We start from the raw sequence: 14,676 nt of genomic DNA on the forward strand, positions 1-14,676 counted from the left end.
TACTGGTCCTTGCACACCGAGATTGACAACGTTGTCCAGGGTGCAGGGAGGGTGCTTGCTCATGCAGCGCAGAAGTCGGCACAGATGGGGTTCGGCGGTCGTCGTGGCGACCGCCTTTGCTTTGGCCGTCAGCTCGCAGGGGGTGGCGGTGGCGCTGCCGGGCGAGGTGGCCGCCGCCGACCGGGAGTTCGCCTCGTCGTTCGAGGCGGACGATCCGGCGCCCGACTGGCTGAACACCGTCGACACCGCACCGGACGGCAGCAAGCGTGCGTCCGGTGTCGACGGAGGGTACAGCAGCGGCATTCCGGGCAATGTGACCGACCATGTCACGGACGTCCGGGCCAGCGGGGAGAACACCGGCGCCGGCGAGGTGAAGGAGAACCTCGTCGACGGCGAGCCGAGCAGCAAGTGGCTGACCTTCGCGCCCACCGGCTGGGCGGAGTTCGATCTGGACGCGCCGGTCAAGGTGGTCACCTACGCGCTGACGTCGGCCAACGACCACGACGAACGCGACCCGGTGGACTGGACCCTCAAGGGCTCCACGGACGGCACGAACTGGACGACCCTGGACACCCGCACCGGCGAATCCTTCGCCGAGCGGTTCCAGACGAAGACGTACGACATCCCGGAAGCGAATGTCGCCGAGTACCGGCACTTCCGGCTCGACGTGACCAGGAACAACGGCGCCTCGGACGCCCTGCAACTCGCCGACGTGCAGTTCTCCACGGGCGGCAGCGGCGACCCGATCCCGCAGGACATGCTCTCGCTGGTCGACCGCGGCCCGAGCGGCTCGCCGACGGCGAAGGCGGGCGCGGGCTTCACCGGCAAGCGGGCGCTGCGCTACGCCGGGCGGCACACCGCCGACGGGCAGGCGTACTCGTACAACAAGGTCTTCGACGTCGATGTGGCCGTCGGGCGCGATACGCAACTGTCGTATCGGATCTTCCCCTCCATGGCGGACGGCGACCGGGACTACGACGCGACCAACGTCTCCGTCGATCTCGCGTTCACGGACGGGACGTATCTGAGCGATCTCAAGGCGACCGACCAGCACGGGTTCGCGCTGACGCCGCAGGGGCAGGGCGCGGCCAAGATCCTCTACGTGAACCAGTGGAACAACGTGGCCTCGCGGATCGGGTCGGTCGCGGCCGGGAAGACCGTGGACCGGATCCTGGTGGCGTACGACTCCCCCAAGGGGCCGGCGAAGTTCCGGGGCTGGCTCGATGACGTGGCGCTGAAGGCCGTACCGCGCGAGAAGCCGAAGGCGCATCTGTCGGACTACGCGGTGACGACCCGCGGCACCAACTCCAGCGGTGGCTTCTCACGCGGCAACAACTTCCCCGCGACGGCCGTGCCGCACGGGTTCAACTTCTGGACACCGGTGACCAACGCGGGTTCGCTGAGCTGGCTCTACGACTACGCACGCGGGAACAACGCCGACAACCTGCCGACGATCCAGGCGTTCAGCGCGAGCCATGAGCCCAGCCCCTGGATGGGCGACCGGCAGACCTTCCAGGTGATGCCGTCCGCCGCGTCGGGTACGCCCGACAACGGCCGTGAGGCACGGGAGCTGGCCTTCCGGCACGAGAACGAGACGGCGCGGCCGTACTACTACGGGGTGCGTTTCGAGAACGGTCTCAAGACGGAGATGGCGCCGACCGACCATGCGGCGGTCATGCGCTTCACCTATCCCGGCGACGACGCGAGCGTCCTGTTCGACAACGTCACCGACCAGGCGGGCCTGACGCTCGACAAGGAAACCGGCACCTTCACCGGCTACTCCGACGTGAAGTCGGGGCTGTCGACGGGCGCGACCCGGCTGTTCGTGTACGGGGTGTTCGACGCGCCGGTGACGGAGGGGACGTCGAGCGGGGTCAAGGGCTATCTGCGGTTCCAGCCCGGCGACGACCGGACCGTGACCCTGCGGATCGCCACCTCCCTGATCAGCGTCGACCAGGCGAAGGACAACCTGCGCCAGGAGATCCCGGACGGCACGTCCTTCGACGCCGTGAAGACGAAGGCCCAACGGCAGTGGGACAAGATCCTCGGCAAGGTAGAGGTCGAGGGCGCGACGCCGGACCAGCTGACCACGCTGTACTCCAGCCTGTACCGGCTGTACCTGTACCCCAACTCCGGCTTCGAGAAGGTCGGTTCGAAGTACCAGTACGCCTCACCGTTCTCGCCGATGCCGGGCCCGGACACCCCGACGCACACCGGCGCGAAGATCGTGGACGGCAAGGTGTACGTCAACAACGGTTTCTGGGACACGTATCGGACGACCTGGCCGGCCTACTCGCTACTGACGCCCGGTCAGGCGGGTGAGATGGTCGACGGGTTCGTGCAGCAGTACAAGGACGGCGGCTGGACCTCCCGCTGGTCCTCGCCCGGGTACGCGGACCTGATGACCGGCACCTCGTCGGACGTGGCCTTCGCGGACGCGTACGTCAAGGGCGTCGGCTTCGACGCGAAGTCGGCGTACGACGCGGCCGTGAAGAACGCCACAGTGGTACCGCCCTCGTCGGGCGTGGGCCGCAAGGGCATGACCACCTCACCGTTCCTCGGCTACACGAGCACCGACACGCACGAGGGCCTGTCGTGGGCGCTGGAGGGCTACCTCAACGACTACGGCATCGCGCGGATGGGCCGGAAGCTGTACGAGAAGACGGGCGAGAAGCGGTACAAGGAGGAGTCGGAGTACTTCCTCGACCGCGCCCAGGACTATGTGAACCTCTTCGATTCCGAGGCTGGTTTCTTCCAGGGCCGCGACGCCAAGGGTGACTGGCGGGTCGAGTCGTCGAAGTACGACCCGAGGGTGTGGGGCTACGACTACACCGAGACCAACGGCTGGGGTTACGCGTTCACGGCCCCGCAGGACTCCCGCGGCCTCGCCAACCTCTACGGCGGTCGCGGCGGCCTCGGTGACAAGCTCGACGAGTACCTCGCCACCCCCGAGACGGCCTCGCCCGAGTTCGTCGGCTCCTACGGCGGTGTCATCCACGAGATGACGGAGGCGCGGGACGTCCGGATGGGCATGTACGGGCATTCCAACCAGGTCGCCCACCACGCCCTCTACATGTACGACGCGGCCGGGCAGCCGTGGAAGACGCAGAAGAACGTCCGTGAGGTGCTGTCCCGCCTCTACGTCGGCAGCGAGATCGGGCAGGGCTACCACGGTGACGAGGACAACGGCGAGCAGTCGGCCTGGTTCCTGTTCTCCGCGCTCGGCTTCTACCCGCTGGTGATGGGCAGCGGCGAATACGCCGTCGGCTCCCCGCTGTTCACCAAGGCGACGGTCCATCTGGAGAACGGCCGGGACCTGGTCGTCAAGGCGCCGAGGAACAGCGCGAAGAACGTGTACGTGCAGGGGCTGAAGGTCAACGGGCGTGCATGGACGTCGACTTCGCTGCCGCATTCGCTGATCGCGAAGGGTGGTGTCCTGGAGTTCGACATGGGGCCGCGGCCGTCGCGATGGGGTACCGGGAAGAACGCGGCGCCCCCGTCGATCACCCAGGACGACGAGGTGCCGACGCCGCGTGCGGACGTGCTGAAGGGTGAGGGCGCCCTGTTCGACAACACGTCGGCCACGGAGGCGGCGGTGACGTCGGTGGATCTGCCGGTCACCGCGGGCGCGAAGGCCGTCCAGTACACGCTGACCTCCTCGGACCGGACGAAGGCGCCGACCGGCTGGACGCTCCAGGGCTCCTCGGACGGGACGAAGTGGCGCACGCTCGACCAGCGGTCGGGTGAGTCCTTCACGTGGGACAAGCAGACGCGCGCGTTCTCCGTGGGGCGGCCGGGTACGTACGAGAAGTACCGCCTGGTCCTGAACGGCGAGGCGACCGTCTCGGAGGTCGAACTCCTCGCCTGAGCCGAGGAGTTGACGTCCTGTGCCGCTTCCCGTGCCCGTCCTCGCCGAGGGTGTCGCCCCGGCCTGGCTGCCTCCGGCCGCCTTCCGGCCGCTCGGCACCCGGCGGACCCTGATCCGCGGATCGGGTCTCCTGGTGGAGACGGTGCACGGTGAAGTGGCGGACGCCTGCGCCCGGTTCGGAGGTCGCGTGGACCGCGATCCCGGGCCGGGCGCGGGCGTGTCGTACGACCTGGTGCTCGAGTTGAAGCCGGGGCTCGGGGACCTCGGGGACGAGGAGTTCGCGTGCGGGCGCGAGAACGGTCGCACGACCGTCTCCGCGTCCGGGCAGTCCGGGTTGCTGTACGGCCTCTTCCACGTCGTCAGGCTCGGCGAGGACGCCTTCAGCGGCGACCGCGCCCGCGAGGTGCACCGCCCGGCCCTCGCGCTGCGCATGCTGGACCACTGGGACAACGTGGCCGTGCACCCGGTGATGGGCCAGGTGGAACGCGGTTACTCCGGCGGGTCGCTGTTCTGGGAGGACGGGCGGGCGCGCGGAGATCTGGAGCGGGTGCGGGCGTACGGCAGGCTGCTCGCGGCCTGCGGAATCAACGCGGTGGCTGTGAACAACGTCAATGTGCACAGGACCGAGGCGCGGCTGCTGACCGACCGGATCGGTGAAGTCGCCGCCCTGGCCGAGGCGTTGCGGCCGTACGGGATCAAGACACATCTGTCGGTGACCTTCGCCGCGCCGATCGTGCTCGGGGGTCTGGAGACGGCCGATCCGCTGGACGCGCGGGTTCGGGAGTGGTGGGCGCGGGCGACTGCCGAGGTGTACGCGGCGATACCGGACTTCGGCGGGTACGTGGTGAAGGCCGACTCGGAGGGACAGCCGGGCCCGTTCGCGTACGGCAGCAGTCACGCGGACGGCGCGAACATGCTGGCCGCCGCGCTCGCTCCGCACGGCGGCACGGTCCACTGGCGGGCTTTCGTCTACAACCACCGTCAGGACTGGCGGGACCGTACGACCGACCGGGCGCGGGCGGCGTACGACCATTTCGTGCCGCTGGACGGGGAGTTCGCGGACAACGCGGTGCTCCAGGTGAAGCACGGGCCGATGGACTTCCAGGTGCGGGAACCGGTGTCACCGGTGCTGGGCGCGATGCCGGGGACGCGGCTGGCGGTGGAGGTGCAGGCGACGCAGGAGTACACCGGTCAGCAGCGGCATGTGTGCTGGCTGGGGCCGATGTGGAGCGAGGTGCTGCGGTTCCGGCCGGAGGGTGGAGCGGGTACGGCGGGCGGAGCGACCGTGGGGGACCTGGCCGATGGTCTGGTCGCGGTGTCCAACGTCGGCGACGATCCCTTCTGGACCGGGCATCCGCTGGCCCAGGCGAACCTCTACACGGTCGGCAGGCTCGCCTGGCAGCCGGACGCGGACCCGCACCGGCTACTGGACGAGTGGATCGCGCTGACGTTCCCCGCCGCTCCCCCGCGGTTGGTCACCGGGCTGCACAAGGTACTCAAGGGCTCCTGGCGGACGTACGAGAAGTACACCGCGCCGCTCGGCGTGGGCTTCATGGTGCAGCCCGGGCATCACTACGGGCCCAGCGTGGACGGCTACGAGTACAGCCCGTGGGGCACCTATCACTTCGCCGACCGGGACGGCATCGGCGTGGACCGCAGCGCGGCGACCGGCACCGGGTATGCGGCGCAGTACGCCCAGCCGTGGTCCGAGGTGTACGAGTCGCCGGACACCTGCCCCGACGAGCTGCTGCTGTTCTTCCACCACGTGTCGTACGACCACGTACTTCGGAGTGGGAAGACGGTGATCCAGCACATATACGACACGCACTTCGAAGGCGTGGAGGAGGTGGAGGCCGCCCAGCGGGTGTGGGCGGGGCTTACGGATCTGGTGGATCCGGCACGCCACGCGCGGGTCGCCGCGCTCTACGAGGAGCAGCTTCGCAGCGCACGCGAGTGGCGTGATCAGATCAACAGCTACTTGCTGCGCAAGTCGGGTGTGCCCGACACACATGGGCGCCGCATCTACTGAATCCGGAGAATGGCTGTGCCCAGCGGTTCGAGAGTCAGGGACTGCCCCTCCTCGACCCGCTTGCCGGTCAGCAGGTCGGTGGCGGTCGTGTGGGCGATGAGGTGCGCCGGCTCGGGGGCGTGGTTGAGCAGGAAGAGGAGGCCGGTGCCGTCGGGGGCGATTCGGGTCGCCGTCTCGACGCTCGGGTGGTCGGCGTACGGGCCGAGCAGGTCATGGCGGGCCAGGACGCGGCGTACGACCCAGTCGACGCCGGGCTGGTCGAGGGCGGTGGCGACGTACCAGGCCTCGCCCTCGCCGTGCCGGTGGCGGGTGACGGCGGGGGTGCCGGCGTAGAAGTCGGCGCCGTAGACGGCAACCGGTTCGGCTCCGCGCGGGAGCACCAGCTCGAACACCAGACGGGCCTCGGTGCGTAACTCCCCCAGTTCTATGGGCTGTACGACGTCCGGCGGGCGTGCGTCCCATTCGTCGACGCGGATGCCCATGAGGGGGGCGAGCGGGCCGGGGACGTCGGTGAGGAAGGCGCGGTCGTGCTCGTCGACGCGGCCGGAGAGGAAGGTGGCGAGGACGGTGCCGCCGCGTTCGGCAACCGCTTCGAGGCGGGTAGCGAGGTCGCCCTTGACCATGTGCAGGACGGGGGCGAGGACGACGGCGTACTCAGTGAGGTCGGCGGTGACCGGGACGACGTCGACGTCCGCGCCGGCCTCGCGGGCGGCCCGGTAGTAGGCGTGGACCACCTCCTGGTACCGGACCAGACGCGAGGGGCCGTCGGAGATCTCCAGGGCCCACCAGCTGTCCCAGTCGAAGAGGAGGGCGGTGCGGGATGGGGTTCGGGCGCCGAGGGTCGTATCACCCAGTAGGCCCAACTCCCTTCCCAGTTCGGCCACTTCGCGGAAGACGCGGGTGTCGTCGCGGCCCGCGTGGCCGATGACCGCGCCGTGGTACTTCTCGCAGGCTCCGCGTGCAGCGCGCATCTGGAAGTACAGGGCGGCGTCGGCGCCGTGGGCGATGGCCTGGAAGGTGGCGAGGCGCAGTTCGCCGGGGCGGCGCAGCGGGTTGACGTCGCGGCAGGCGGTGGTGGACGGGGTCTGCTCCATGAGCCAGAAGGGGGCGCCGTCCTTGAGGCCGCGCATCAGGTCGTGGGCGAGGGCGGGCCAGGTGGGCGGGGCGCCGAGGGGCGGGTAGCTGTCCCAGGACGCGAAGTCGAGGTGGGGCGCCCAGCGGTGGTAGTCGAGCGGGCGGAACATGCCCATGAAGTTGGTGGTGACGGGGGTGTCCGGGTCGTGGGCGCGGATCGCGTCCTTCTCGGCGAGGAAGCAGCCGAGCAGGGCGTCGGTGGTGAAGCGGTGGTAGTCGAGGGTGATGCCCTGGAAGGCGGTGTGGTCGGGGCCGCGCCAGTGTTCGGTGAGGGCGTTCGGGGGTTCGATCTCGTCGAAATCGGTGTATCGGTGCGACCAGAAGGTGGTGCACCAGGCGTCGTTGAGGGCGTCGAGCGTGCCGTGGCGGTCGCGGAGGCAGTCCCGGAACGCGGCTGCGCACAGGTCGCAGTAACAGGCGCCGCCGTATTCGTTGTTGATGTGCCAGGCGAGGAGTGCGGGGTGTGCCGCGTACCGTTCGGCGAGGCGGGCGGCGAGGGCGGTGGCGGCTTTCCGGTATGCCGGTGCGCTGGGGCAGAAGTTGTGGCGCTGGCCGTAGCGGTGGCGGCGGCCTTCGAAGTCGGTGCGGTTGACCTCGGGGTACCGCTTCGCGAGCCAGGGTGGGAGGGCGGCGGTGCCGGTGGCGAGGCAGACCTGCCGGCCTTCGGCGGCGGCGCGGTCGAGGATGCGGTCGAGAACGGTCAAGTCGTAGGTGTCTTCGGCGGGTTGGGTCAGGGACCAGGAGAAGACGCCCACGGTGAGCGTGTCGATGCCGGCCCGGTCGAACAGGCGATGGTCCTCGTCCCACACCGCCTGCGGCCACTGTTCCGGGTTGTAGTCGCCGCCGTAGGGGATCTTCGGGGTGCGGGGCCCGGTCATACGGTGAAGTCCTCCTCGGTCTCGGCGATCACCGGGCGGCTGCTGTCTAGCAGGGACAGGAGCAGCGGGGCGGCCAGGAGGGCGGGCAGGGCCTCGGTCAGCAGGGCGGTCGACGCGGCCGTCAGCACCAGCAGGGAGGCGGCGGCGAGGGTGGCGCGGGCATGCCGGACGAGGAAGTACGCCGCGAGGCGGGCCGTGTCGCGGGTGCGGAAGGTGAACAGCGAGGTGAGGACCAGCGCGTGCGCTCCCCACAGCAGCGAGCCGGCGCCGATCGCCGCGAGCAGCACTGCCCACCAGCCGGGCAGGCCGGTCGCGGAGAAGTGGGTCAGGGTGAAGGCGATGACGGTCAGCCAGGCGAGCAGGAGTGCCCAGAGCTTCAGCGCCGGGAGGGCGTTGAGCCGCCAGCCGCGTGCGTAGGTGCGGGCCGGGTGCAGGTCGGTGAGGTCGCCGGAGCGGTGGTGCAGGGCGTACAGGGCGGCGGACAGGGCGGGGCCCAGCGGGAGCAGGCATACGGCGGCGAGGGGCAGGTTGCCCGGGTCGGGGCCGAGGAGGAGCAGACCGGCGAGGCCGGGTGCGGCGGCGAGGAGCAGCAGGGCCTCCACGGTGACCAGGGTGTGGATCAGTGCGGCGGCGCGGGAGAGGACGCCGGTGCCGAAGCCGTCCGCGCGTACGCCGGCGCCGCTCACCCGTTCTCCTTCTTGAAGCGTTCGTACGCCTTGTTGTGCAGGTCGACGAACTGCTGCATGTTCTTCGCCTTCAACTCGGAGACGTAGGCGTCCCATTCGGACAGGGAGCGCTTGCCGAGGACGAACTGGAGGGTGTTCTGGGTGACGTGGTCCCTGAGCGGCGTCTCCCACAGGGAGGCCTGTTCCTGCTCGAAGGACTGCAGCGGGTGGGCGGGGCCGATGGGCGTCTGCCGGCGCTGGGACATGGCGTCCTGGAACTTCTTCTCGTCGGGGCTGAACATGGAGGAGACGAGTTCCCAGCTGCCGCCGTAGGCGAAGACGCCGTTGTAGAAGCCGTAGTCCTTCTGCATGTCCTTCGGGGCGTCCGGGTCGGAGCCCATGAGGCTGATGCCGTCCTTGGTCTTGTACTGGCCGCCGGAGCGGGTGTACGTGACGCCCTCGACGCCCCACCGCGCGAACCGCTGGCCCTCGTCCGAGTACCACAGCCAGTCCACGAACTGCATCATCGCGACGAAGCTGTCGCTCTTGAGCGCCTTGCTGGAGATCATGACGCCGTTCTCCAGCCGGACGCCGCCCAGCACGATCGGGCCGGCGGGGCCGAGCGGCACCGGAATCATCTCGATCTTCGCGCCCTTGACCTGCTTCTGCAGGTTGTACCGGTATTCCTGCACCAGTACCTGCGGGTTGGCGCTGATCGCGAAGCACTTCTCGCCCAGGAGTTTCTGCGCCGCCTCGTCGTCGGTCTGGGTGAAGCTCTCCGGATCCACCAGCTTCTCGGTGACCAGCTTGCGCACGTACTCGATCATCTGCCGGAAGGTGTCCGTCGCTCCGGTGAAGACGTACTTCTGCGCGTTCGCGTCCCAGCTGATGTTGTCGTAAGTCCAGCCGGCCCGGACGCCGTACGCCTGGCCGAGGTAACTGAACAGGGCGGCGGCCGGGTAGGGCGTGTTCTTGCTCCAGCGGTCGGAGAACGGGTAGCGGTCCGGGTACTCCGCCTTGATCGCCTTGAAGACCTCGTACACCTCGTCCCAGGTGCCGGGCAGGCTCAGCCCGAGGCGGTCGAGGACGTCCGTGCGCAGCGCCATCGAGTAGCCGGATCTGGCCTTCTCGTGCAGTCCTGGCAGCAGATACAGCTTGCCGTCGGCCTGCCGGTAGGAGTCGATCTCCGGCTCCAGCTTCCAGCGCTTGACCTTGTCCCGGAAGTTCGGCATCAGGTGCAGGTAGTCGCTGACCGGCAGGATCGCGCCCGACGACACGAACGCGACCTCCGAGGGGTGGTACGTCTTGGGGATCAGGAAGGGGGCGTCGCCCGAGCCGATGAGGACGCTGCGCTTCTTCTCGTAGTCGACCAGGGGGACGGCGACGGGATCGAAGGTGACGCCGGTGCGCTTGCTGAGCTCCTTCCAGAACAGCCAGCTGTCCTTCATCGGGTAGACCGGGTTGTTGTTGTGCAGGATCGAGAACGACAGCGGCTTGGTCGCCTTGAACTGCTGGCCGACGCGGTACTCCTTCATCGCGCCGTTCTGCTTCTTCGACAGGTCCTTGGAGTCCCCTCCGTCGTCGCCGCTGCCGCAGCCGGTGAGGGTGGCGAGGCCGATGAATCCTGCGGCGGCGAGTATCTGACGCCGCGACAGCTGTCCTGCGTTGTTCACGGATGACATGGGCACTCCTTTGTCAGCCCTTGACCGCGCCGAGCATCACGCCCGAGACGAAGTAGCGCTGGACGAACGGATAGACACAGAGGATGGGCAGCGAGGTCAGCACGATCGTGACCGCCTGGATGTTCGCCCCCACCTGGCTGAGCTGTGCGTCGGCGGCACCGGCGTTGCCGCCCGTGGTGGCGCCGGAGATGAGGTTGCGCAGATAGACGGTGACCGGCATGAGCTCGGACTTGTCCAGGTAGAGAAAGGCGCTGAACCAGGAGTTCCAGAAGGACACCGAGTAGAACAGCACCATCGTCGCGACGACCGCCTTCGACAGCGGCAGCACGATCCGCAGCAGAATGCCGTACGTACTCAGGCCGTCGATCTGCGCGGCCTCCTCCAGATCGGTGGGCAGGCTCTCGAAGAAGGCCTTCATCACCAGCAGGTTGAACACGCTGATCGCGTTGGGGAGCGCGATGGCCCAGATGCTGTTCTTCAGGCCGAGGCTGGTGATCAGGACGTAGTTGGGGATCAGGCCGCCGGTGAAGAACATGGTGAAGACGGCGATGCCGACGAGGAAGCCGCGTCCCTTGAGGTGCTTCTTCGACAGGACGTAGGCGTAACTGGTGGTCAGGATCATGGCGATGGCGGTGGCGACCACCGTGTAGAGCACGGTGTTGCCGTAGTTCCGCCAGAACATCGAGTCCTGGAACACGATCTTGTACGTGGTGAGGTTGAACCCCTCGGGCCACAGCGTCACTTCACCGGCGCGGATCTTCTGCTCGGAACTGAACGAGCGGGCGATGATGTTGACGAACGGGTACAGGGTGACGACCACGACGACGGTGAGGATGAACCCGTTGACTCCCTGGAACACGCGGTAGGAACGACTCGGCTTCACCACAGGCTCGTCCCCACTGTGCGGCGCGAGAGCTGGTTGGCGGAGATGATCAGAAACAGGCCGATGATCGCCTCGAACAGGCCGATCGCGGCGGCATAGCTGAAGCTGTTGGACTCCACACCGGTCCGGTAGACGTACGTGGAGATCACGTCCGCCGTCGGATACGTCAGCGGGTTGTACAGCAGCAGGACCTTCTCGAAGCCGACCGCCATGAACGTGCCGATGTTGAGGATCAGCAGCGTGATCATGGTGGGCCGGATGCCGGGCAGGGTGACGTGCCAGATCTGCTGCCAGCGGTTGGCGCCGTCGATCGTCGCGGCCTCGTACAGGTTGTCGTCGATCGTGGTGAGCGCGGCGAGGTAGAGGATCGTGCCCCAGCCGGCGGTCTGCCAGATCTCCGAGCCGACATAGATCGTGCGGAACCACTCGGGTTCCTGGATGAAGCGGATCGGGTCCTGGCCGAACCAGCCGAGCATGTGGTTGACCGGGCCGTCCGTGGCGAGCATCTGCATGGTGATGCCCGCGACGATGACGATCGACAGGAAGTGCGGCAGATACGAGACCGACTGCACGAACCGTTTCAGCGCCCGTCTGCGCACCTCGTTGAGCAGCAGCGCGAGGACGATCGGGATCGGAAAGCAGAACACCAGCGTGAGTCCGCCGAGCCACAGGGTGTTGCGGAACACCTGCCAGAACGTGGGGTCGGTGAGGAACATCTCCACATAGCGCAGGCCCACCCACTGCTCGCCCAGGATCGACCCGCCCGGCTCGAAGCGCCGGAAGGCGATCACATTGCCGATCATCGGCAGATAGCGGAAGACGAGGAAGAACAGCAGCGGCAGCACGACCAGTGAGTACAGCTGCCAGTCCCGGCGCACCGCCCGCCGCCAGCCGCGGTGCGACGGGCGGGAAGCGGAGGAGGGCGCGGACTTCGGTCGGGGCGGGTCCTGGGTGCCGGGCGGTGGCGTCGATCTGGTGGAGGTGCTCATGCTCGGTCCTCCCGGACGGATTCACGGAACCGAAACTTTCGAGCTCTTACCGGTAACTCGCGGCAACTTAAAGCCCCTAGAAAGCGCTGTCAATGGGGGCTGCAACGGTCAGTTGAGACGAGAGACAGCGTTATAAACCCGCCGCTGTATGGGTAAGGCACAGAGACTTGACCGCTCAGCCCATCGCAAGTTTCTGTATGGGGACCGACTCCTGCGAGGTGCCGACGTGCCAGTGTTCGACCTGCCCCTGCCGGAACTGGAGCACCGCCGCCCGGCCCTCGACGAGCCCGCCGACTTCGACGCGTTCTGGCGGGACACCCTGAGGGAGGCCGAGCGGCCCGAACCCCTGCTGTCCGTACACCCGGTGGAGACCGGGCTGCGGCTGACCCGGACCTGGGACGTGACCTTCCGGGGCTTCGCGGGCGAACCGGTGCGGGCCTGGTTCAGCAGACCCGCCGGCATGCCCGAACCGCTGCCCGCGGTCGTCGAGTTCGCGGGGTACGGACGCGGACGCGGCCTTCCGCACGAGCGGCTGACCTGGGTGAACGCGGGGTACGCCCATCTGCTCATGGACAACAGGGGCCAGGGCGACCAGTACGGCAACGGCGGCCACACCCCCGACCCGCACGCCACCGCACCGGGCGGCCCCGGCCCCGCCGTACGCGGCCTGCTCGACCCGCACGACTACCACTACCGGCGTCTCATCACCGACGCCGTCCGTGCCGTCGCCGCCGTCCGCGCCCTGCCCGGCGTGGACGCCTCACGGATCACGGCCGTCGGCAACAGCCAGGGTGGCGGCCTCGCCCTCGCCGTCGCCGGACTCGTCCCGGACCTGACGGCGGCCCTGATCACCGCGCCCCTCCTGTGCGGCATCCGGCGCGCACTGGACCTCACGGACGCGGGCCCGTACGGCGAGATCGTCGCGTACCTCACCGTCCATCGCGGCGCCGAACAGGCGGCGTACCGCACGCTCTCCTATATGGAGGGCATCTCCTTCGCCCGCCGCGCCCACGCCGCGACCCACTTCGGGGTCGGCCTGCGCGACACGGTGTGCCCGCCGAGCGGCGCGTACGCCGCCTGGAACGGTTATGCGGAGCTGAGCGGCGCGGACCCGCGCAAGGAGATCCACGCCTATCCGTTCAACGGTCACGAGGGCGGCGACGCGTTTCATGTACGGGGCCAACTGGCGTGGCTCCGGGACCTGTTGGGCTGACCCCGTGTGCCAAGCGTTTACAAGTGGGCAACACAGCGCTAACTTGCCCCACAGCGGCGGATGGGAGCGCTCCCACATTCGGTGGACCGGAACCCGCCCAGGAGTGCTCCCATCCCCCGCATCCATGTGCGCACGTTCCTCACGACCGCCGAGCGAAGGGACGTAGAACTGTCATGGTCATGACAACATCATCTCCACCTCCCCGCCCCAGACCCCGATTACCGCTCCCGACCCGCCGCGGAGCCCTTCTCCTCGTCCTGCTGTCCCTGCTCACGGCGATCCCGGCCCTCGGCCTGATCGTCACGGCCGGCGGCGAGGCGGAGGCCCACGGCACCCCGATGAAGCCCGGCAGCCGCACCTTCCTGTGCTGGCAGGACGGGCTCACCGACACCGGCGAGATCAAGCCCGTGAACCCGGCCTGCAAGACGGCCCAACAGGTCAGCGGCACCACGCCGTTCTACAACTGGTTCTCCGTGCTGCGCTCCGACGGCGCCGGCCGCACCCGCGGCTTCGTGCCGGACGGTGAGCTGTGCAGCGGCGGCAACACCAACTTCACCGGTTTCAACACCCCCAGTGCCGACTGGCCGTTGACCCATCTGACCTCGGGCGCGACCGTCGACTTCTCGTACAACGCCTGGGCCGCGCACCCGGGTTGGTTCTACGTCTACATCACCAAGGACGGCTTCGACCCGACCTCCACGCTCACCTGGGACGACATGGAGGAACGGCCGTTCCTGAGCGTCGACCACCCGCCGCTGAACGGTTCGCCGGGCACGGTCGAGGCCAACTACTCCTGGTCCGGGCAGCTCCCCGAGGGCAAGTCGGGGCGGCACATCATCTACATGGTGTGGCAGCGCTCGGACAGCGCGGAGACCTTCTACTCCTGCTCCGACGTCGTCTTCGACGGCGGGAACGGCGAGGTGACCGGTATCAAGCAGCCCGGCAACCCGACCGATCCGGTGCCGGGCACCTGCACGGCCACCCGGAAGACGACCGGCAGCTGGAGCGGTGGCTACCAGTCCGAGGTCACCGTCACCAACACCGGCGACGTCCCGATGCTCGGCTGGATGGTCGACTGGACGCTGCCGGGCGGCCAGAAGGTCGACAGTCTGTGGAGCGGCACCCCGACATACAACGGGCAGGCCGTGATGGTCCACAACGCCGGCTGGAACGGATCACTGGATCCGGGCGAGAGCACGACGTTCGGCTACGTCGTCACCGGTTCCGGCGGTGATACGGCGACGAGTCTGCCCTGCCGGGTCGGCTGAGCGGCGGTCCGCGTCGTCCGTAGAAACGCAGAAACGTCGGTGGCCTGCGGGCCCTCAACTGCTGTGG

9 protein-coding genes are annotated in these 14,676 nt (G+C 68.5%); 4 read left to right on the plus strand and 5 right to left on the minus strand.

Features of this window, described 5'->3' with window-relative positions; translation table 11 throughout:
• The first annotated feature begins 61 nt into the window (after positions 1–61).
• Entirely contained in the window at positions 62–3,868 is a 3,807-nt protein-coding gene (locus OG828_RS13085; RefSeq protein WP_328501227.1) for a GH92 family glycosyl hydrolase, read from the plus strand.
• 19 nt (positions 3,869–3,887) lie between these two features.
• Positions 3,888–5,897, plus strand: coding sequence for an alpha-glucuronidase (locus OG828_RS13090; RefSeq protein WP_328501228.1), 2,010 nt, complete (start codon positions 3,888–3,890; stop codon positions 5,895–5,897).
• Here OG828_RS13090 and OG828_RS13095 read toward each other — a convergent pair.
• Genes OG828_RS13095 through OG828_RS13115 form a run of 5 tightly spaced genes read right to left on the minus strand, consistent with a single transcriptional unit; the run spans position 5,891 to position 12,128 of the window.
• Positions 5,891–7,909: a beta-galactosidase gene (locus OG828_RS13095; protein WP_328501229.1), complete on the minus strand. Its 2,019-nt coding sequence runs from the start codon at positions 7,907–7,909 to the stop codon at positions 5,891–5,893. The two genes, OG828_RS13090 and OG828_RS13095, sit on opposite strands and share 7 nt — an antisense overlap.
• On the minus strand, positions 7,906–8,595 hold the full coding sequence (locus OG828_RS13100; RefSeq protein WP_328501230.1) for a hypothetical protein: 690 nt from the start codon (positions 8,593–8,595) through the stop codon (positions 7,906–7,908). The genes OG828_RS13095 and OG828_RS13100 overlap by 4 nt, the downstream gene beginning before the upstream one ends.
• Positions 8,592–10,247 (minus strand): ABC transporter substrate-binding protein, encoded by a 1,656-nt coding sequence (locus OG828_RS13105; protein WP_328371810.1) that lies wholly within the window; start codon positions 10,245–10,247, stop codon positions 8,592–8,594. Before OG828_RS13105 ends, OG828_RS13100 begins: the two co-directional genes overlap by 4 nt.
• 22 nt (positions 10,248–10,269) lie before the next feature.
• Positions 10,270–11,142, minus strand: a complete 873-nt coding sequence (locus tag OG828_RS13110; RefSeq protein ID WP_328438015.1) for a carbohydrate ABC transporter permease — start codon at positions 11,140–11,142, stop codon at positions 10,270–10,272.
• Positions 11,136–12,128, minus strand: a complete 993-nt coding sequence (locus OG828_RS13115) for an ABC transporter permease (RefSeq protein WP_328354706.1) — start codon at positions 12,126–12,128, stop codon at positions 11,136–11,138. Before OG828_RS13115 ends, OG828_RS13110 begins: the two co-directional genes overlap by 7 nt.
• Before the next feature lie 226 nt (positions 12,129–12,354).
• Between OG828_RS13115 and OG828_RS13120 the strand changes: the two genes are divergently transcribed.
• Together OG828_RS13120 and OG828_RS13125 are read left to right on the plus strand one after the other, a co-directional pair.
• Positions 12,355–13,341: an acetylxylan esterase gene (locus OG828_RS13120; RefSeq protein ID WP_328501231.1), complete on the plus strand. Its 987-nt coding sequence runs from the start codon at positions 12,355–12,357 to the stop codon at positions 13,339–13,341.
• Positions 13,342–13,514: 173 nt separating this feature from the next.
• Positions 13,515–14,609: a lytic polysaccharide monooxygenase gene (locus OG828_RS13125; protein WP_443062397.1), complete on the plus strand. Its 1,095-nt coding sequence runs from the start codon at positions 13,515–13,517 to the stop codon at positions 14,607–14,609.
• Positions 14,610–14,676: the final 67 nt, after the last annotated feature.

The organism is Streptomyces sp. NBC_00457, from assembly GCF_036014015.1.
Classification (GTDB): domain Bacteria; phylum Actinomycetota; class Actinomycetes; order Streptomycetales; family Streptomycetaceae; genus Streptomyces.

Bases quoted from the DNA above. Each gene is read 5' to 3' on its own strand.
- OG828_RS13085 (WP_328501227.1), top strand. From the start codon at position 62: ATGCAGCGCAGAAGTCGGCACAGATGGGGTTCGGCGGTCGTCGTGGCG.
- OG828_RS13095 (WP_328501229.1), bottom strand. From the start codon at position 7,909: ATGACCGGGCCCCGCACCCCGAAGATCCCCTACGGCGGCGACTACAAC.
- OG828_RS13115 (WP_328354706.1), bottom strand. From the start codon at position 12,128: ATGAGCACCTCCACCAGATCGACGCCACCGCCCGGCACCCAGGACCCG.
- OG828_RS13125 (WP_443062397.1), top strand. From the start codon at position 13,515: ATGGTCATGACAACATCATCTCCACCTCCCCGCCCCAGACCCCGATTA.